Origin of the sequence: Salinimonas marina, from assembly GCF_015644725.1 — a bacterium.
In the GTDB taxonomy this organism is placed as follows: Bacteria; Pseudomonadota; Gammaproteobacteria; order Enterobacterales; family Alteromonadaceae; genus Alteromonas.
Window position 1 is genome coordinate 3,010,548 of sequence record NZ_CP064795.1, and the last position, 19,110, is coordinate 3,029,657.

At 41.5% G+C, this 19,110-nt stretch carries 20 protein-coding genes and 1 pseudogene; 7 read left to right on the forward strand and 14 right to left on the reverse strand.

Going from position 1 to position 19,110, the window contains the following annotated elements; genetic code table 11:
- Positions 1–59 precede the first annotated feature (59 nt).
- From IT774_RS13460 to gmd, 3 genes and pseudogenes are all read right to left on the reverse strand, one after another.
- Positions 60–530 (reverse strand): GDP-mannose mannosyl hydrolase, encoded by a 471-nt coding sequence (locus IT774_RS13460; protein WP_195810217.1) that lies wholly within the window; start codon positions 528–530, stop codon positions 60–62.
- Positions 531–532: 2 nt separating this feature from the next.
- Positions 533–1,492: a GDP-L-fucose synthase gene (fcl, locus tag IT774_RS13465; protein ID WP_195810218.1), complete on the reverse strand. Its 960-nt coding sequence runs from the start codon at positions 1,490–1,492 to the stop codon at positions 533–535.
- Positions 1,493–1,495: 3 nt separating this feature from the next.
- Positions 1,496–2,606: pseudogene (gene gmd / locus IT774_RS13470) on the reverse strand (GDP-mannose 4,6-dehydratase).
- Positions 2,607–3,020: 414 nt separating this feature from the next.
- Here gmd and IT774_RS13475 point away from each other — a divergent pair.
- Genes IT774_RS13475 through IT774_RS13500 form a run of 7 tightly spaced genes read left to right on the forward strand, consistent with a single transcriptional unit; the run spans position 3,021 to position 9,099 of the window.
- On the forward strand, positions 3,021–3,197 hold the full coding sequence (locus IT774_RS13475) for a hypothetical protein (protein ID WP_195810219.1): 177 nt from the start codon (positions 3,021–3,023) through the stop codon (positions 3,195–3,197).
- Positions 3,198–3,205: 8 nt separating this feature from the next.
- The gene (locus tag IT774_RS13480) at positions 3,206–4,156 is read left to right on the forward strand and encodes an outer membrane beta-barrel protein (protein ID WP_195810220.1); all 951 of its coding nucleotides are present in this window, start codon (positions 3,206–3,208) and stop codon (positions 4,154–4,156) included.
- 12 nt (positions 4,157–4,168) lie between these two features.
- Positions 4,169–4,699 (forward strand): polysaccharide biosynthesis/export family protein, encoded by a 531-nt coding sequence (locus IT774_RS13485; protein WP_195810221.1) that lies wholly within the window; start codon positions 4,169–4,171, stop codon positions 4,697–4,699.
- 35 nt (positions 4,700–4,734) lie between these two features.
- Positions 4,735–6,138 (forward strand): GumC family protein, encoded by a 1,404-nt coding sequence (locus IT774_RS17520; protein WP_232364994.1) that lies wholly within the window; start codon positions 4,735–4,737, stop codon positions 6,136–6,138.
- The gene (locus tag IT774_RS17525; RefSeq protein ID WP_232364995.1) at positions 6,114–6,929 is read left to right on the forward strand and encodes a CpsD/CapB family tyrosine-protein kinase; all 816 of its coding nucleotides are present in this window, start codon (positions 6,114–6,116) and stop codon (positions 6,927–6,929) included. Before IT774_RS17520 ends, IT774_RS17525 begins: the two co-directional genes overlap by 25 nt.
- Before the next feature lie 57 nt (positions 6,930–6,986).
- Positions 6,987–8,033: a VanZ family protein gene (locus IT774_RS13495; RefSeq protein WP_195810222.1), complete on the forward strand. Its 1,047-nt coding sequence runs from the start codon at positions 6,987–6,989 to the stop codon at positions 8,031–8,033.
- Positions 8,026–9,099, forward strand: coding sequence for a nucleotidyltransferase family protein (locus IT774_RS13500; RefSeq protein ID WP_195810223.1), 1,074 nt, complete (start codon positions 8,026–8,028; stop codon positions 9,097–9,099). The genes IT774_RS13495 and IT774_RS13500 overlap by 8 nt, the downstream gene beginning before the upstream one ends.
- Position 9,100: 1 nt before the next feature.
- Here the strand turns inward: IT774_RS13500 and IT774_RS13505 are convergent, their stop codons facing one another.
- The 11 genes from IT774_RS13505 to IT774_RS13550 are packed head-to-tail and all read right to left on the reverse strand — an operon-like array spanning position 9,101 to position 19,034.
- A complete protein-coding gene (locus IT774_RS13505; RefSeq protein WP_232364996.1) occupies positions 9,101–10,312 on the reverse strand; it encodes a WcaI family glycosyltransferase in 1,212 nt (403 codons plus the stop codon).
- Entirely contained in the window at positions 10,237–10,413 is a 177-nt protein-coding gene (locus tag IT774_RS17530; protein WP_232365226.1) for a hypothetical protein, read from the reverse strand. Before IT774_RS17530 ends, IT774_RS13505 begins: the two co-directional genes overlap by 76 nt.
- Positions 10,370–10,966 carry a putative colanic acid biosynthesis acetyltransferase gene (locus IT774_RS13510; protein WP_195810224.1) on the reverse strand — a complete coding sequence of 199 codons (597 nt, stop codon included), beginning with the start codon at positions 10,964–10,966 and terminating at the stop codon, positions 10,370–10,372. Before IT774_RS13510 ends, IT774_RS17530 begins: the two co-directional genes overlap by 44 nt.
- The gene (locus IT774_RS13515; RefSeq protein WP_195810225.1) at positions 10,950–12,050 is read right to left on the reverse strand and encodes a glycosyltransferase family 4 protein; all 1,101 of its coding nucleotides are present in this window, start codon (positions 12,048–12,050) and stop codon (positions 10,950–10,952) included. The genes IT774_RS13510 and IT774_RS13515 overlap by 17 nt, the downstream gene beginning before the upstream one ends.
- Positions 12,050–13,162 carry a glycosyltransferase family 4 protein gene (locus IT774_RS13520; protein ID WP_195810226.1) on the reverse strand — a complete coding sequence of 371 codons (1,113 nt, stop codon included), beginning with the start codon at positions 13,160–13,162 and terminating at the stop codon, positions 12,050–12,052. The genes IT774_RS13515 and IT774_RS13520 overlap by 1 nt, the downstream gene beginning before the upstream one ends.
- Positions 13,155–14,360, reverse strand: a complete 1,206-nt coding sequence (locus IT774_RS13525) for a hypothetical protein (RefSeq protein ID WP_195810227.1) — start codon at positions 14,358–14,360, stop codon at positions 13,155–13,157. Before IT774_RS13525 ends, IT774_RS13520 begins: the two co-directional genes overlap by 8 nt.
- A complete protein-coding gene (locus IT774_RS13530; RefSeq protein WP_195810228.1) occupies positions 14,357–14,890 on the reverse strand; it encodes an acyltransferase in 534 nt (177 codons plus the stop codon). The genes IT774_RS13525 and IT774_RS13530 overlap by 4 nt, the downstream gene beginning before the upstream one ends.
- Positions 14,887–16,146, reverse strand: coding sequence for a lipopolysaccharide biosynthesis protein (locus IT774_RS13535; RefSeq protein ID WP_195810229.1), 1,260 nt, complete (start codon positions 16,144–16,146; stop codon positions 14,887–14,889). The genes IT774_RS13530 and IT774_RS13535 overlap by 4 nt, the downstream gene beginning before the upstream one ends.
- Position 16,147: 1 nt before the next feature.
- Entirely contained in the window at positions 16,148–17,011 is an 864-nt protein-coding gene (locus IT774_RS13540) for a polysaccharide pyruvyl transferase family protein (RefSeq protein WP_195810230.1), read from the reverse strand.
- Positions 17,008–18,138: a glycosyltransferase family 4 protein gene (locus IT774_RS13545; RefSeq protein ID WP_195810231.1), complete on the reverse strand. Its 1,131-nt coding sequence runs from the start codon at positions 18,136–18,138 to the stop codon at positions 17,008–17,010. The genes IT774_RS13540 and IT774_RS13545 overlap by 4 nt, the downstream gene beginning before the upstream one ends.
- Complete coding sequence (locus tag IT774_RS13550; protein WP_195810232.1) at positions 18,135–19,034, reverse strand: phosphoenolpyruvate carboxykinase (ATP); 900 nt, start codon at positions 19,032–19,034, stop codon at positions 18,135–18,137. The genes IT774_RS13545 and IT774_RS13550 overlap by 4 nt, the downstream gene beginning before the upstream one ends.
- Positions 19,035–19,110: the final 76 nt, after the last annotated feature.

The following is a 19,110-nucleotide window of genomic DNA, read 5'->3' on the forward strand; positions in this document are numbered from 1 at the left end:
TGTCGTACTCTTAATTGTTTAGTATGAAAGAGACCACAGCCATTCCATTGCTGTATGGCTTACATCGTTGTGGATGACTTTACCTCAGAAAAATAACATTTAGTATGGGGATGAACCCGCTGATGCTGTAGCAATTGGTACGGCGAAAACCAGGCGTAGTCGCCATGCTGCGCAGCCGGAAGCGTATTTAGGGTTAACTGGGCCTTAATTTTAAAGGCCAAAACCACATAGTGCGTGCTTACTTCATTAAAAATACTGTCAGCATAAAAATGTTCATAAGGTCCTATAAAACAGGCTTTCTCGTAAGCGAGCGACAAGCCTAATTCTTCGCGACACAACCGAACGAAAGCATCTTTTATTGCCTCGTTCTTTTGTATCCGGCCACCGGGCACAAACCAGTAGCCTTGCGCCGGTCGGTTTGTGCGTTCGCCCAATAACACCTCGCCTTGCGGGTTTTCTACCACCAGGTCAATAGCGACAAGCGGCGTTGAAGCTACCACAGTTTCGAATGTGGGGGCCGGTAGGAACATGTTTAACCCCGAACGCTGTGTTGATTTTCTAAAAACCAGCGATAGCTGCGCTGCAGGCCCTCTTCCAAAGATACCGACGCCGACCACCCTAGCTGATTGAGGCGGGTTACGTCCATTAGCTTACGCGGGGTGCCATCTGGCTTGCTGGTATCCCACTCAATACGGCCCTCAAACCCTACTACCCTGGCAACCGTTTCCACCAGCTCTTTGATAGTACAATCTATACCTGTACCTACATTAATGTGGCTTAACATAGGTGAGGTATGGTTCTGATACGTATCCGCATCAAGTTCCATTACGTGGATACTGGCAGCTGCCATATCATCAACGTACAAAAATTCCCGCATGGGTTTGCCACTTCCCCACGCCACAACGATTTCATCATTCGCCACGCGGGCTTCATGAAAGCGTCGAAGCAAGGCGGGGATCACATGGGAATTTTCAGGATGAAAATTGTCATTGGGGCCATACAGGTTGGTCGGCATGACCGAACGGTAATCACGATTGTATTGCCGGTTATAGCTTTCGCACAATTTTATACCGGCGATTTTGGCGATGGCATAAGGCTCATTAGTGGCTTCAAGGGGGCCGGATAACAATTCATTTTCGGTCATCGGCTGCGTCGCGTGTTTGGGGTAAATACACGACGAGCCTAAAAACAGCAGCTTTTGGACACCATGTTGATGAGCTGAATGAATGATGTTCGACTCTATCATCAGGTTTTCGTAGATGAATTCAGCCGGGTAAGTATGGTTGGCGTGAATGCCCCCTACTTTGGCCGCTGCCAGGTACACTTCATCAATTTTCTGGTCAGCAAAAAATGTCGCCACTTCTTGCTGGCATACCAAATTCAGCTCGCTGCGTTCACGAACCACAACATCTACATCGCTTCGCTGTTCGAGATTTCGTATTATGGCCGAGCCCACCATGCCATTATGACCAGCTACATATACCGTCTTCACACCTTACTCCTTGGTGACCGATACTGCATAACCATGCTTTTTCAGCAACGCATGGCGTTTGGCTTTATCAAGATCATCCGCGACCATTTCGGCGCACATCTCTTCCACGGTTATCTCAGGCTCCCAGCCCAGTTGTTCTTTGGCTTTAGTGGGATCGCCTAAGAGGGTTTCTACTTCCGCCGGACGGAAATAACGCGGGTCAACCTTAACGATAACATCACCGACCTGAACGCCCGGGGCCATGTCACTGGTTATTTCCACCACAGTGGCAACTTCGTCTACCCCGGTGCCGGAAAATTCAACCATAATGCCCGCTTCCTTGGCCGACATTTTGACAAACTCACGAACAGAAATTTGTTTGCCGGTGGCGATAACAAAGTCTTCAGGCTGGTCCTGTTGCAGCATCATCCATTGCATACGCACATAGTCTTTTGCATGTCCCAGTCACGTAAGGCATCCATGTTTCCAAGATACAGACAATTTTCTAACCCTTGTGCAATATTCGATATGCCTCGGGTAATTTTACGCGTTACAAAGGTTTCGCCCCGACGAGGAGATTCGTGGTTGAACAAAATACCATTGCAGGCATACATACCATATGACTCACGGTAGTTAACCGCGATCCAATAGGCGTACAACTTGGCTACCCGTAAGGTGAGCGGGGGTGGAACGGGGTGGTTTCTTTTTGCGGTGTTTCTTGCACCTCACCGTACAACTCAGAGGTAGAAGCCTGGTAAAAGCGGGTTTTCTTTTCCAGCCCTAAAAAGCGAATGGCTTCAAGCAGTCGCAGTGTCCCCAACGCATCCACATCCGCGGTGTACTCGGGCGCTTCGAATGAAACGGCTACGTGGGACTGGGCCCCCAAATTATAAACTTCATCAGGCTGCACTTCAGACATAATCCGGGTCAGATTAGACGTATCGGTTAAATCGCCATAATGTAAAATAAATCTGGGATTATCGTGGGGATCTTCATAAATGTGATCGATCCGTTGTGTGTTAAATGACGAAGAGCGACGCTTAATACCGTGAACTTCATATCCTTTTTCTAACAAAAACTCCGCGAGGTAGGAGCCATCCTGGCCGGTAACACCGGTAATAAGTGCTTTTTTCATATAATTTCTCAATGCGGAAACGAATTCTGATGTGTACGAAAGGGACATCGTATATTCCAGATGTCACTTATGAAAGACTGGAGATTATTTATAACTAAAATCGGCTTTTATAGCCAGATAAATTACCACCCGATAAGCCTCGAAATTCATAGAAATTAAATTATACCCCTTCTATGGCAGGCGCTCCCAGTCATAGATGCAGGAAATTAAGCAATTGACCCAACCTGTGGTAAATATGATGCGAAACTAAAGATTCCGTTACATTATATATCACTATATAATAGAGCGGCCTCGTAATAGTCGTAATTATTACGAGGCCCTCCGACTATCTAAATGGAATTTGTTAGTATGCCAATTTGTACCAGGCGCCCGGCTTTGGGAGTGAAGACTCCTTGCCCTATAAAAATTGCTGTAGTGGCAACGTTTGTATCTACCACGGCGGTTGCTCAAACGCACCCCGATACCTCTTTTGGCGTAGCCTTCAATACCGCCTACAATGACAATATTCAGCGTCAGTCTGACGAGCAGGCAGTAAGCGATGTGTTTGCAGCTGCCAGCCCTTATGCGCGTTTAGCAGGGGCTATGGCATAAGTCGGTTTATGGTCTCTTACGATGGCCATTATCGTGCGTACAAAGAGTATTCGAAGCTGGATTTCGTACTACATGACTTTGCCGCAGGGGCACGCTTTGATCACACCGCCCGCTTTACTACCTCGTTTAACGTACATTATGCAGACCAGATTGAGTTACCCGGCGATACCAATGCCATCGCGGTCGCCCGTGATAAATATATTGAATTAAGCAACAAACGGCTTAATGTTGCCGGTATTTATGGCACCGACAAAAGCATCGGCCAGCTAAAGGTGGAAGTAGCCACCGGTGAATATGATTTTAACCTTGCTGAGCAAGCTTATCGGGACAACACCTACAACCAGGCCACCACCACCTTCTTTTATCGTTTAGCGCCTAAAACCCGGGCATTTGTTGAAGCCGGCTATGCGGACTATGACCACCAACAGTTGGCTCAGCGCCCAGTGCAGAGTAATGAGGTCAGAACATTACGCGGCGGCCTGGAATGGAAAGTGACCGGTAAAACCACCGGCTCGTTTCAGCTGGGTTACCAGGAACGTGACTATGATGCGGCGGTGTTTTCGGATTTAAGCGGGTTAAGCTATAAGCTGGATATGGAGTGGCTGCCCAATACCTATACCAAGGTAGTTATTGGCAGTAAAAGGGTCACCCAGGAGTCTGCGATTGAAAACCGGGGCGGATATATCAACACCGATTATTTCACCCGGGTTTCTCATGACTTTTCCCACGCGATAAGTGGCAAGCTTGGTTACACGTTTGGGTTGGCGGATCTTAACTATGGCGAGGTGCAGGATTTTACCCGTCATCAAGTTGAGCTATCTGGTAGCTGGTCATGGCACCCTGCATTTAGTACTGAGCTATCCTACTTATATAACACACGTCAGTCGGACTCTGATGTGTATGAATATAAAAATAACGAAATAAGCTTCGTGTTTCGCTTTGATTACGAGCGAATTTAATAGGGAAATAATATGAAATTTACTCAAACATTGTGGGCAGGAGTGGCCTTAGTTTTGGCTGTCACCTCGACATGGGTGCAGGCGGATGAGTATAAACTCAGTTCAGATGACAAAATTGCGGTGACGGTATTTGAAGAACCCGAGTTAAGTATAAAAGAAATTAAAATTGCGTCTGATGGCAATGTTTCCTTTCCGCTGATTGGCGAGGTTCAGGTAACCGGGTTGACCACCTCTGAAGTAGAGCAAAAACTGAAAAGTCTGCTAGCCCCCGATTATCTAAAACATCCTGAAGTCACCGTGGCCATTGTGGAATACCGTCCGTTTTATATTAACGGCGAAGTTAAAAATCCGGGCAGCTATCCTTACCGGAAGAATTTAACTCTGGAAAAAGCAGTAGCCCTGGCGGGCGGCTTTACTGAGCGCGCGAAAAAAAGCCAGGTGAACATTGCCAACAAAGAAAAGGGACGTCAGATAACCTCCCGCACCCTGGAAGAAACCATTAAGCCTGGCGACGTTATCACCGTTGACGAAAGCTTCTTTTAACCTGCAGCCAGTCACCCGGACGTAAGAGATTACTCATGGAAAATAATACGCAACACGGGACGGAACATTCCCTGGATCTAACCACGTACATAAAAACGCTAAAAAGAAACAAATGGACCATTGTGGCATTAACCCTTTTGGTTATGCTTGGGGGTGGGTATGTGGCGTTTTCTTCGACCCCGATTTATCAGGCCTCGGCGCAAATTCTGGCCGACCCTCAGCCACCCAATGCAGGTCGTGACGAACAGTACGTGGCCACCGCCATGGTATTTTTGTTTTACGAAACACAGTACGAAATTATTCAATCACGAAAGATTGCCGAAACGGTAGTCGACAAACTGAATCTGGTGGAACAGTACAAGCAAGAACAGCAACGGTTAAGCGCCGCTGCCCCCTCTCCGTTGGCCGGTGCGGTGGCCCAGATCAAACAACTTGTTTTTCCACAAGAGCAGCCCAAAGATAAAAAACAGCTTAGTGATAGCGCCATTAAAACCCTGCTGGCAAAGAATATCCGCGCAAACTTATCGGTGTCGGGTGGCAAACAAAGCCAGATTATTGATATCAGCTTTACCGATAAATCACCTGAACGTGCAGCGAATATCATTAATGCGGTGGCCGAAGCCTATATTCAGTTTGGCCTGACTTCGCGTCTTGAAGAGGTAAAAGACACCGAAAGCTGGTTGAGCGACCAGGCAAGTCAATTGCGCCAGACATTACAAGCGTCTGAAAACCGTTTAGCCCAGTACCGTCAGGAAAATGGCCTGGTTGACACCATGCAACAAGAACGGCTGGCCAATGCTCAGCTACAAACATTGAATAATGAGCTTATCAAAGCGCAAACCGCGTTACATGCGGCTCAGGAAGCCTGGTTACAGATTAAAGATATTCCGGCAGGCTCTGCCGACCTCTACTCCGTAAGTGCGGTGTTGCAGAATCCCACCACCAACTCTATGGTACAGGAAACCGCTAAATTCCATCAAAAAGCGAATGAATTATCTGAACGCTACGGCGAAAAGCACCCTAAGATGATTGCCGCGCGCAGCGAACTTAAAACCGCCCAGCAAAATTTGGATGCTGCAGTATCTAAAGTGGTGGAAAATATCGGTAAGAACTACCGGCTGGCACGTCTTCAGGTAAGCAATATCCAAAATATGCTGGCCCAGCAGCGTGATGGTATTCAGTCGCTACAACAACAAAACTTTGAGTTGATTGCCCTGGAACGTGAAGTTGAAAACAACCGCAGAATTTATGAAAACTTTCAGATTAGCCTGATGGAAACCACTGGTCGCAGCCAGTTCAGTTCATCCAATGTGCAGATTATTGATACTGCGACTATTCCAGGCAGCCCCATCAAGCCCAATAAAAAGCTGATCATAGTGATGTCAGCCATTCTGGGTGCTTTTTTGGGGTCATTGTGGCGTTCGCTAAAGACATGCTAAACAACACATTCCGCACCACTGAACAGGCCGAAGAGCAGCTGGGGCTAACCTGTCTTGGCCTGGAACCCTTGCTGCCCAAAAATAAAAATGAAGCGCCGCCTGCCGAAAAATATTTGCGCGATACGCGCTCGGTGTTTGCTGAAAGCATTAATACGATAAGAACCGGACTGGTGTTTTCGAATATCGACAACCCACCACAAACATTGTTGGTAACTTCGGCTAACAGCGAAGAAGGTAAGTCGACCCTGGCCATCAACCTGGCCAGTGCCTACAGCCAGATTGGCAGAACCCTGATACTGGAAGTGGATTTACGCAAGCCGAGTCTGGCGAACTATCTGGGGTTGAAAGAACAGGTGGGGCTGAGCGATTTGCTCACCGGCCATTCCACTATCAGCGAGGTACTGGCCAAGCCTTACGCGCCAAACCTGTTTGCCATTAAGGCCGGGATGGCCGCGCACAATCCGCTTGAAACCATTTCATCAGAAAAGTTTTCGCAATTGCTGACACAGCTTAAGCAGCATTTTGATCACATTCTTTTAGACTGTGCCCCGGTATTGCCGGTGAGTGATGCCGGCGCGCTTGGCTCGAAGGTAGACGGGGTAATTTTTGCAGTACGGGCAGAAAAGACCAGTATCCGTGCTGCCAAAGAAGCCGTCACTCGTTTAAAACGGTTAAATGTGAATGTGGTGGGAAGCGTACTGACTCTGGCTGAGCCACAAAAAATGAGCGCCTATGGCGATCACTACTACGTGGCGGAATACTATGGTAGCAAAACGCCAGAGCCTGCGTAATATTACTGTTTAATTGCGGGCTCTGTTCGGGCCCGCCTATCAATGAAAGATACCTCTATGCCTGCTCTTTCGCTGCCAGTGTGGCGTGTTATATGGTTATTGACCACCACCTGCTTTATTCTGTTGCTTACTCTGAGTCCCTATGATTTTTCATCGCAGGCGCAAACATTTTCCTGGGACTACCGCCCCACCGACGTTCGGGACAATCTATTATTGCTAGCGCCGATAGGGTTGTGTCTGGCATTTGGTTTCGGACCGGTAAAGTGGTGGGGCTGGATTGTGTACCTGGTTTGCGGATTGGGAATAAGCTCAGGTATAGAATATGCCCAGTTGTATTTGCCTACCCGCACCAGCCAGTACTGGGATGTCATTGCCAATACTCTTAGTTTGCCATTAGGCGCGGCTATCGGGGCGGGGTTAAGAGCAGGGGTTCAACAACTGCCGACCAAACTGCGTTTTGTTATGATTGCGCCTGCTATGCTGTTACCCGTGCCTTATTTGCTTAGCTCGCTGGCGGCCATCAACAATATCGCAATAATGTTCAGTCTGGCATTTGTTTATACCAGCACACTCGTAATTAGTTTTGCCCTGCTTGTGCAATATCACACTCTAGCTAAGACCAGTGTGGCTACGGTGATGTATTTTGCCTTATTACTTGCTGGCTGGATAATTCAGGCACCAGAGATCTATTTTGTTACATTGCTTTCCGCCGCCTTATTAATTCCCGTGCTCACCTGGTTAATAAAACGGTCAGCAGTGGCCCGGGTTTTACTGATTCTGGTTCTTCTTATAAGTCTATTTAATTCTTTGTACCTGATTATTATTCAGTTTTACCAGGTTGCTCATTCGCCGATAGTGACTGGCGCCACCACCCTGGCGATCACCCTGATGATAATGGCAGGCATGTATGCTGCATTGGGGTTAACGCAGCTGACCGGCGCTCGTGCCCAATTAACGGTCTGGCTTTATACGCTTACTGCAATCGCAGGCATGATGCTGGTAGTTACCAATTACGCAAGTATCACGCTTATTCTACCGGCCTTAGCCATCAGTCTTCTACACGTGGCGAATACATCATCTTCAAAAAGGCTGCAGTATGGATGAGGTGGGTCAACAACTGGCCGGGCTGCTAGCCAAAGACTCTGGTTCACGCTTAGCTGCGCCACCCGATGAACATTTGCAAACAGCCGCGGTGCAGCACGGCGTGGCCCTATTGCTGCAGCATCAACAAGCCGTGCCTGGTACATCTAAGGACAATCTGTGGGTAACCTATTATCGCGAACAGGTGTTATCAAGCCAGGTGCAATACAAGGCTGTGCTTACCCTATGCTCGCAGCTAAAACAACACGGCATCCGGTTTATCGTATTAAAAGGCTGGGCCCTGTCTGCCACCCTTTACAACAGAATGTATCTGCGCCCCAAAACAGACATAGATCTGCTTATTCACCCCCAGGATAAAGCCCGTAGCCTGGCCTTATTTCAGACGAATGGGTTTCACAACCCTCGTGGCTGGCAGCCCGCCTATATTATTGACCAGATCAGTATGTGCAAGCCGTTACTTGGTGCTATTCGACTTAATGTAGATGTACACTTTGAGCTTACTAATGACAAAGGTTTACAACCGCTATTTGAGGTTGAATCGCTGATTGAAAAAGGGGACTACATTAGCGGGTTAGGTGCTCATATCATTTGCAGACCGATGGCATTTATTCATTGCGTTATACATTTATTGCATCATCAGGCCAGTGGTGACTTTATCAAACTGATTTGGTATTACGATATGCATTTATTAATCAATGCCATGAGCACCACCGAAACAAAACAGTTGTACACCGAAATAGAAAAAATGCAAATAAGCAGACTGGTTGCCAAAGTAACTGCGACCCTGGTGAACTTGTTTCCCAGTCAGGCGGCTGACGCACTATTGGAAGCAGCTCGGCAGCTACCCGCCAGGTCCGAGTTTGATTATCTGCTGGCTGAACCCTCACTCAATGCCGCAACCTTCAGACAACTACGATACACGCGGGGTTGGGCTGCAAAACTAGGGGTGGCGAAAGAGGGATTGTTTCCGCCGAGGGCAGAAATAGAAAAAAAATATGGCCAGTCAGACTGGCCATTAGTGATGCTGTACATCAGAAGAATTATCACCGGGATCAAAAAGCGGCTTTAAGCTAGGGCAGCTTATTTAACACTTCATCCTTATCGTCTTCCAGTAAGGCTAACGGATCCAGTTTCGATTTCTTGGTATCGGTTTTTATAGGCTGGTTTATACCGAGTTTCAAGCGAAGCTCAGTTATAAATCTGCTTAACACTGTATCTTGTTGTAAATGTTTTTCGGCATACAATCGCGCCACTTGATTGTGGCCCGTGCGTTCAACGGCCAGTTCCTCGTTGATGGCGGCGGTTAAGGCATGGCTACTTTCCGGCTCTATCAGGTTATAGATGCCATTAAACTTTTCACACAGCTTACCCAGTTCGGTTTCGGGTTCAGCTGTAATAATCGCATCACCGCCAGCCGCAAGTATGTTGGTTAGCTTTGAAGGTAACACCACATCTGCCGCGCCCCTTTTTTGCACCACCAGATGAATATCCGCTGTAGCCAGCATGGCCGGAACATCTTCCCACTCCTGAAGCGGCAGAAAAAACACATTGGTCAACTGATACTGTTGGGCCAGTGACTTAAGCGTTTCAACATAGGCTCCGGCGCCGACCATGACAAATTTAACATCTGTCTGTTGTGTAAATGTTCTGGCTGACTCCAGAATGATTTCGAGGCCCTGTTTGTGGCCCATATTACCGGCATAGAGAACCAGTTTGTCCTGCTCAGAAAAACCATGATTTTTACGAAATATCTGGCCCGGGGTGTCTGGGGTAACAAAGTCGGTATTGGTCCAGTTTGGGAAAAATAAAAGCTTTTCCTCACCCACACCTTTGTGCCGGGCCAGTTCAAGCATGCTATAGGATATACTCGAGACCATATCAAAGCGCTTCAGGTACCAGCGTTCGACTTTTTTCAAAGAGCGGGTAAAGAAGTTATTGTTAGCCAGGCCTAAGCCTAGCATTGCATCCAGCTCATAATCCTGAATATGCATCACCGCCTTGGTACCGGTCAGCTTGCAAAACAGCAGAGTTAGCGGCGCGCAAAAAAACGTGGGCTGAACTAAAAAAACCACATCGTATTTTTGTTTACATAAAGAAAACAGCCTGACACCAGAACTGATAGCAAAAGAAAAAAGGTGTAATAGGCGCTTGGCGGTAGTGACAGTTTTTGGGATGTACAAAGGGCAACGATGTATTGTTGCTCCGTCTATTTGCTCTGTACGATACCTGGCACTGGAATACCCTTCACCTGCTTGCCATTCAGGGTAATACGGGGGGCACACAGTACCGATACATCCACACCTTTTTGCACCAGAGTTTGCGCCATGTCACCATTGTATTTACCAATGCCGGTCCGTTCCGGGTAATGGTTCAGCGAGTACATTAGAATCTTCATCATCCATCCTTGGCTTTATCGGTTTAGCTGGATAACCTACACAAATCATATTTGCAGGCATATCTTCAAATACTGAGCTTCGTGCCCCTACTACTGCACCTTCATTTACGACCACTCCTGGAGCAACAAATACGTCTGTTGCAATCCAGGCTTTGTCTTTCACAACAATTTTTTCTGCATGTATATCAAACGCTTCAGATTTGTAATCATGAGAGCCTGTACATAGATACGACCTTTGAGATACAACCGCGTTAGAGCCTATTTCTATAGGACCTAAATTGTATAAAACAACATCATCACCAACCCAAGAAAAATCACCTATAGTAAGATTCCAAGGGTAAGTAATTGTAGCAGAGGGTCGAATAATTACATTTTTCCCTATTTTAGCTCCAAATAGACGAAGCAGGAACCGACGCCAGCTATATGCAAATTGCGGGGAAGGTCGAAACAGAAAGGTCTGGACAAACCACCATATCTGAACAAACAAAGCTGTTCGACACCTAAATCCTTCTGGTAATTTAAAATTATCTAGCCTTTGCATTACTCATCTCTATAGATTCAATCAAAATTTGGAACGCATGATCAGCAGCTAATTTTTCAATCGCAAAACGACTTTTAATACGTGCCGGCCATTGATTTTTTTCGTAAGATGAATAAAAATCTCTATAAGTAATTAAAAATTCATCAAAACATCCATAATTTACGACATAACCTGAAAACCTTTTGATTACACTTTGCATAACGCCCTTAGGTGTACCAATTAGTAAGCACCCCTCGCGAGCGGCTTCATAAAGCACTAGTGGCTCAGCTTCGTTTTTATAATTTGAAGGAAAATAAAAGACATCGATTTTTTCGAAAAACGATATCTTATCTTCGCCATAAATAGCACCTTCATATGAAATCCAATCAATAAGAGATATTGAATCTAGAGTAGCCTTTTTTGTTACTTCATCTACAAAGCCACCAGCAAGATAAAGCTCGACCTCGTAGCCAAGTTCTCTCAGCCTCTTAACATGATTGACAACTACATCAACTCCTTTTTCGAGACAAAGGTTCGCTAAATGGCCAAACCTTATTGGACCAATTTTTTTTGCCGAACAAGAAAGTTCCAATTTATCAAAAAAGGCTAAATTGGAAACCACGATAAAATTCTCACTATCAACACCGTACATATCCACGATCTTAGACTTCATCTCATCACCTAGTACGACATGAATTACATCTTCTCCAGCAACCTTGAGAACTAATCTAAAAATATTGCTTTCTCGGTTTAGATATGCAAATGAATGATGATGAAGGTAAACTTTAAATCTAAAGGCTCTTAAAAAAAACATAAATAAAATATCATAAAGCTGCCCTATACCACCGTTTAAAGAACGATAGCAAACTTTACTTTGTTCTAGTGAAGATATTGTATAATATAAAAGCTGTAAAAAAGAGATAATAAAACGAAAAGCTTTGAGGATGGCCCAGAATTTAGAGCCATAAAAACGGGAAAAAAGGGACGGGCTTGTATTAATGCAACGAAAATTGGAAAATTTCTCACAAAAACGCGCTTGAACCTTTTGATTAATACTAGACATACCGTGTAGTGGTTCAGGTAAATCGCACAATAAAATGACCACTAGTGACAATCCTCGTTAATGTTTTTTAATAGTTCTTTTAATTGAATCGCATAGTCAGACCACGTTGGTATATCGTGACAGTCTCGAGAAAATCTACCAGAAATAATTTTTTGCAAAGATGTCTCGAAGCCGTTGGAACTAAGAGGATCGTAAACAACTCCACCGCCGTAACGTGAGATAATATCAGAAGCTCCAGCGAATTTAGAGACTATGACTGGCACTCCCATTTGTATAGATTCCATGGCAACCATACCAAAACCGTCCTCGATAGAAGGTAAAACGGATATATCAGATGACGAAATAAAATCCAAAACAACGCTATGTGAAAGACTACCATGATAAGTAAAATCGACGCCGATTGATGACAGAACATCCATATACTGCTTATCCGCCAGGCCTATAAAGTGAAGATCTAAGTCTAAATTTAACGAAAGTTTCTGTATGGACTTTAGTAAATAATAGTGACCTTTACGAGGGAAAACTTGACCCACAACAACTATTTTAAGCTTACTTCCAGTAGGAATGGCTACTGAACTAGTATTAGAAAAAGATACGCCATAAGGTATTAAAAATATTTTATTTTTATCGAAGCCATGTTTTATATAACTCTCTTTTACACACATGGAGGGTGCTAAAATATAGTCAACATTTTGAATTTCTCGTAACTTGTTGCGATAAACTGTTTCGGACCAGAAAAAATCAATTCCATGAAAAAGCTTATCTTCATTAAGCAATTTAAGCATTTCAGTAGGATGAATATTTACAGCTTCACCAACAACGTGCCCATGCAGAGCCAGGCGCTTTATAAGACTATTGGAATTTCCCTGCATCAATACTAAGTTAACTTTGCACGGAGAAATAAACCTAGTCGATAACGACCATAACATATCGAAAAAAAATATTTTTCTGTAACAATATTTAGCACCGAAGATTTTTATGAAGAATTGAAGAAAGTTTTCTCTCAGAAATAAATTGGTTTCTTTACCAGACCCATCCAAAAAATTAGAATTTATTTTATGGGAGTAGATGAACTTTTTTAAATTATCATCTTCCGAAAAATACTCAATATAATACTTATAATGGAAAATGCCAGGAACGATAATATTAAACATCTTTTCTTTTACACCCCAAAACCGTGAGATAAATAAATGGAACTAAAACGAAGATAATACTTTTCATAAATTGGGGTGTATAACCTCTGGAAATATAATAGTAACCAAATAGCACTGCAACTAAACCAACACCGACATTTCTTATAGCAACATTATCAACACAAGTGAAAAACCTTGTAAAAAAGGAAACTATAAACCCTAAAAATATAGTCATAGGAATAGCGAAATAATAACCACCCATCATTAAATACTCACCAAAAAAAGGGTAAGTTGTAGCTGAATTACGTCCTTGATGACTACGAAGCCCTTCAAGTACTAGATAAATTTGCTTACCAACATCTTTATCGGGATAAATAAATCGCGGAATGAAATCAATAACAACATCAAACAGAGGCTGCGCATAAACGAAATAGCTATTAGCGACTACAAAAGTATTTATAGATATGATGCCAAAAATAATATTTGAATCTGATAAGAAACCGTAAAGTACATCCTCGAAACCGCTGTTACCTAGCTGCGCTATATCTAACCCAGAAAATTTAACCCTTGTTAACGTTATTATTGAAAAGAAGGCAAGTAAGACTGATGAATATAAGCCCAAATAAAAATATCTACCCCCGCCTTTCATAGTGAGGAACTGGTGCACTAATAACGGTAAAAATAGTATTATCAATTTATATCTAAAACCAACAAAAGCACAATAAAATACAAATAAAACCAAACTTATTAGGAAAAGCTTTTTATGATCAAGGATAAGCAAATAAAATAAAGCAACAAGTAAAAGGTCAGACACCTGATAGGAAATAAGGAAGAATGAGCTACGCAAATCTTTATTTACATAGACGTAAGCGCAACACAAAACACCCAAAGCATAAAACTTGAAGTTAAGCTTTTTAACTGGATAAATATTATCGAAACAAACTACATCCTTATGAGACTTAGAGACACAAATTAATACATAACTTGTGTTTAGCAAAGCAATAAAACTAGCAAAAATTAATGAATTAAAAGGTATTTCACTACTCCAATTAATTCCTGCGAAGTATCCATTGTGGACATTAAGCCAATATAATGGGCCTAATACAGCATAATATACCCCACTTAAAGAAGTAATAAAGGGAAAAACTCTATAAATCGGGCTTAACTTTAGAGATAAAAATAAGCTAATTAAGATAATTAACAAACTAGATGAAATCATTTTTTAAAACAGGCTATATAGCTTACATTTTCAGTAGGATTGTAATTCAATCCCTTAACTCTAGTGCCTATTAATTTAGCAGGGTTAGATGCCAAAATGCTATAAGGCGGATAGTTTTTAGTGACCACTGATGAAGCTGCAACGACTGTTCCTTCAGATATTTTCACACCGGGAAGAACCAGGCAATTCGTAGCCAACCACGCATAGTCACAAATTTCAATCTTATCCGATATATTTGGCCAGGCACTGTGGCTAATGTCATGACTTCCTGTAAGTAGATTCACTTTAGAATTAATGACAACCCTATCACCAATTATCACTTTATTATGAAGGGCAATATTAACTTCTTTGTCTATATAGCAGTAATCTCCTACTACAAGATTTTTAGCCTTATTTATAGGCACCTTACAATTAACAATAGAACCGGCACCTATCTTAGCGCCTAGACTACGTAGCCAGAGTACTTTATACTTATAACAAAAGAAATTAGGTATATTGAAAAGTATCTTTCCTATATTCTTAATAATCACGTTGGCTCCTTCGAGGAAAATATCTCCAATTTTGTTCCATTTTTAAAAACACATATATAAATAATAAAAATTTCAAAAACCGCAACCGAACAAACTGCTTTTTGGAGAGGAAGAGAAATAGATGATAAGTAAAAACCTAGAAGTGACGTAGCGTAAATAAGAAATAATTTTATAGCAAAATCGTCGTGTTTATTACTTGCCATTAGTAGCACCCAATCTGTTTGCCATATACCATTTAAAACTGCTATAAACAATAAAGATGTGAATAGCTCTCTATCAAAGTAAAAATCCCTTCCGAGCCAGAGATAAACTGCTAGCTCTGCAAAAATCAGCAGTACTATAGAGCTTATACACAAAAGTAAAAAGGAAATGTTACGGCATTCATGAACTTTAATTTTTAGGTTTTTAACATCAGAATTTCCGTATAACACACTAAACCTCGGCCAATACGCCTTATTAATAACTGCTAGTAGCTGAGTCATGAATCTAGTTAAAGTTCTGTACGCATTAAACAAAATTAAAAGTGCGTCTGAATATATTACCGACACAACATATGTAATGCCTTGTACTGATAGAATATTACTCAATGAAAAGGAACTGAAGAGAATAGATTTTCTATAAAACCTTTTAATAAATATAATATCAAAAGAACTTTTCTTGAAAATAACTTTTCTATTAAACCTACTAGAATATGCCGCTAGAAATATAGTCAGTGCAAGGCGAGTAATAAAAAGTGAAATTGCCATTGGTAAAATTTCTTGCGTAAATATTAATAAAAAAACGCTGACCAACCACTCTATAAGTCTTATTGAGTTTATTAAGAAAAGAAATTCGTGGTAAACATCATTTATTTTAAACTTCAACTCTATGAATGGATTGTAGAGCGAAATCGCACCCCAACAAATCAACGAAACCATCGCTGAATAATTATTTATTTCGCCCACTAGCAGAGTAACTAGCAATAAAGCTGCAGCTATAACTATCAATACAAAACAGGTAAAAAAAATTGCTGTCGTATAAATCGCTCGCTTAACACTTCTTTTATAATTTTTATAATTTATAAAGATATCATTACACATTACATATGAAAACCCAATATCGCTAGCAGCTATGTATGCCGGAAATAGACTTACAACAATCCAATCAGCATAATCCTTCTCACCAAGATAGCTTAGGAGTAAAGGTATTGAAACTACAGGTATAATTGAGTTAATAATTTGCGCGTATAAACCAGCAACTATATTTTTCTTGATCACATTAGTACCTGGAAAAATATTCTGAAATTGCCGCTTCGAAACGTTCTTTCATAATTTCTAGTTGCCCTTCTTCAACTAATACTAGCTCCTTATCATTGCTGAGTATGATAGATTTTATTTTTTTCATATACTCTTCATTGATTGCTACACCTTTCCTTCTCGGCTCCAGAAACTTTTTAAATTTACCCCGCGTAGCTATATATCTTAAACTCGGCACTGCCGGCTTTTCTAAGTTTATTATGGAACTATTATCTATGTTTAATGAACGATAAAAATCCTGCCATTTCTTCATTTCTAAGTTTACATACAAGGATAAAGGTAGAAACGGTTTTCTGTAAGCTGCAGCTACAATTGCACCATGTAAAGATTCTGTTATTACAAACTTTGCAGATTTAATATGAGCTATGTATGTATAAATATCGCTTGCTGGGTCTAAAAACTTAATATCTTCGTCTTCATAACCCTCGAAATCCCATAATTCACAAGTAGTATGATGTAAGGCAACCACTATTTTTTCTTCATTTAGCTCTAATTTATTAAACTTTTCTAAATATGGTAAATAAAGCGCAGGATCGCCTATTACTTTATCCTCAGCTATCTCTAACTTCTCCGCAGTAAGGGGCCCACGAACCCCTATTATATCTACCGAGCCAACATCGATGTTCAACGCTTCACCATATCCATAACCGGATCCAAAAATAATTGAGTCGGTGATTTTACCGTGTACATTGTTTAGCAAAGTTCCTATGCCATAAAATTTCTTTCCATTATTTAGATAATGACTTCCTAATACATCTTTAAAGAAAGGTATATTAAGATCATCACCAAAGTTCCCTCTCCAATCTTTGTGATAAACATGCTTCATTCTTCTGATAAAACCCTTGTCAAAATTCTTTCCGCGGCCTTTCCAGGACTGTAGTATTCAATTTTATTTCGGACTGCTACACATAGTTCTTCATAGTCAACTTTGCTTGCTGTTATTAATTTCAATTTGGTTTCTAATTTTTCCATATTACAAGGATTTAAGCTTTGTTTTTCTTCTTTTATAACTAAATCTAGGTAGCACCCACAATAGGTGCTTATTATGGCTGGGCAATAGTTGTAATAAGCTTCATTCACCACTAAACCCCAAGGTTCAGATGTACTTGGTAAAATAAGGATAGTCGCATCGAGTAAGCATTCTGCAATTTCTTTCTGTTTCCTGGCCCCTTTAAAAACTATATTCTCGGAACTATACTGTTTTTCAAGGCTCGCTCTTTCATCACCTTCACCAACTACAACTAGTCGCCAATTATTTTCAAAGTAGGTGTTTGTCTTACACCAACTCATAAGACTAGCTAGATTTTTTTCTTTTGAAATCCTGCCTACATAAAGTAAATTTTTCCTATTGTACAATCCTTCTGATTTTCTTTTGATAACTTCCCTTTTGTCTAGACCAGTATCAAATTCTACAGCCGCGCTAATCGGATAAGTGATCTTATCTTTCGAAATATACTTAGAAATATATCGTGCACTAGCCTCTCCATAAGCAAACACCCCATTAACAAATAAAAAAAATATTTTTTTTGCTATTTCTTTTATTAGAACTTCGGGCTTGTCTAACTCAGTTGAGTCACAGAAAACATAAATAGATTGCCTTTTTACAAAGGCCGCAAATAACATAAACCAATATTCTAACTTATGATATCCAGGCAGTATTACTATATTCGCATTTGACTTATATATTTTATTTACGAGCTTTATGACCTTTTTTAATTTTGGTACATCTTCGTAATAATCATCAAATAAGAGTTCGTAAGGATAATTTATACCCTTAAACGAATCCTGCTCCATGCCTTTTCTAATAATTTCAGAACGCGCGATTTGTATTACAGAGACCTTCACATCAAAATTGGTAGCTTTCTTAAATAAGTTTTCGAAAACCTTATTTTTGTACCCTGCCCATAATATATTATGATATACATCTATACGGATAGCTTTACCTTCTTTCATTTTAGACTTTCTTCTATTAGCGCTGCGCTTGAAGTTTTTTTAGTAAACATTGCTGTTAATATATTAATTATTGCCGTAACTCTTTCTTTTTCAATATTAAAACACTTTGGAATATCGCCTATTATCGAATTACCTATCATATTTAGAATAAAATTACCCATGTCATTTGATTTTTCGTAACCTTCTCGCTCCAGAAAAAGTATCTCATGTAAAGGAGCTTTGTAAGTGTGATTATGAAAATTGTACTCAAGCTTGTTAAAACTATTGTGCACCTTTTTTATTTTTTTAATTTTACATCTTGTAGTTATTAGCTCTGAACTATCTGGCCACAATCTCAATTTATTCCAGCTTGGATATACAATAGTTTCTTCTAAACTTGAATATATAGCTGTCATATCATCAGTTAATATTTCACCACCGATTTTCGCTAACTTGAGACAAGTAGTACTTTTTCCTATACCGCTCGGGCCAACTATCAACAAGGTTTTATTCTTAAGTGTTAAAGCATTCCCATGAATACAAATCACCCCTTTCATCTCCAGCCAAATAGCGAGGCCGATAGATTGAAAGTAATGATCCGGGCCGGTACCACTGACCCATTCGATATGGATTTCATCATCGTAATAGGTAAAGGTGCCTTTGCCCTGGCATTCAACATACAGAGTCCAGTGACCATTGATTTTTTGTAATGCAAAGTGGGTTTTATAGCGCGCGCCCTGGTCGATAAATTCCCAGGCAGGTGCAATTGGCATCGTAAAGTCAGGGATAGTTTTTACTGACACGCCTAAGGTATAGGGCAGGTCTGTTTCAGGCTTTGTAGTGCCTATTTTATATGGCTGGACGCCATGCAGAGGGTGTTCGGCTTGCTTGAAGAAGTCCGTTTCAAACTGATCCATGTACTTATCCGTGTACCTATCCAGGTAATGTCTAGTGTGCTTAAACTGGCTTGCTTAAACTACTGATCCATTTTCT

What these genes read in the sequence shown, in the direction of transcription:
- IT774_RS13460 (WP_195810217.1), bottom strand. Translation starts at nt 530, where the DNA reads ATGTTCCTACCGGCCCCCACATTCGAAACTGTGGTAGCTTCAACGCCG.
- IT774_RS13480 (WP_195810220.1), top strand. Translation starts at nt 3,206, where the DNA reads ATGGTCTCTTACGATGGCCATTATCGTGCGTACAAAGAGTATTCGAAG.
- IT774_RS13485 (WP_195810221.1), top strand. Translation starts at nt 4,169, where the DNA reads ATGAAATTTACTCAAACATTGTGGGCAGGAGTGGCCTTAGTTTTGGCT.
- IT774_RS17520 (WP_232364994.1), top strand. Translation starts at nt 4,735, where the DNA reads ATGGAAAATAATACGCAACACGGGACGGAACATTCCCTGGATCTAACC.
- IT774_RS13495 (WP_195810222.1), top strand. Translation starts at nt 6,987, where the DNA reads ATGCCTGCTCTTTCGCTGCCAGTGTGGCGTGTTATATGGTTATTGACC.
- IT774_RS13500 (WP_195810223.1), top strand. Translation starts at nt 8,026, where the DNA reads ATGGATGAGGTGGGTCAACAACTGGCCGGGCTGCTAGCCAAAGACTCT.
- IT774_RS17530 (WP_232365226.1), bottom strand. Translation starts at nt 10,413, where the DNA reads ATGTACTCGCTGAACCATTACCCGGAACGGACCGGCATTGGTAAATAC.
- IT774_RS13510 (WP_195810224.1), bottom strand. Translation starts at nt 10,966, where the DNA reads ATGCAAAGGCTAGATAATTTTAAATTACCAGAAGGATTTAGGTGTCGA.
- IT774_RS13520 (WP_195810226.1), bottom strand. Translation starts at nt 13,162, where the DNA reads ATGTTTAATATTATCGTTCCTGGCATTTTCCATTATAAGTATTATATT.
- IT774_RS13525 (WP_195810227.1), bottom strand. Translation starts at nt 14,360, where the DNA reads ATGATTTCATCTAGTTTGTTAATTATCTTAATTAGCTTATTTTTATCT.
- IT774_RS13540 (WP_195810230.1), bottom strand. Translation starts at nt 17,011, where the DNA reads ATGAAGCATGTTTATCACAAAGATTGGAGAGGGAACTTTGGTGATGAT.
- IT774_RS13545 (WP_195810231.1), bottom strand. Translation starts at nt 18,138, where the DNA reads ATGAAAGAAGGTAAAGCTATCCGTATAGATGTATATCATAATATATTA.
- IT774_RS13550 (WP_195810232.1), bottom strand. Translation starts at nt 19,034, where the DNA reads ATGGATCAGTTTGAAACGGACTTCTTCAAGCAAGCCGAACACCCTCTG.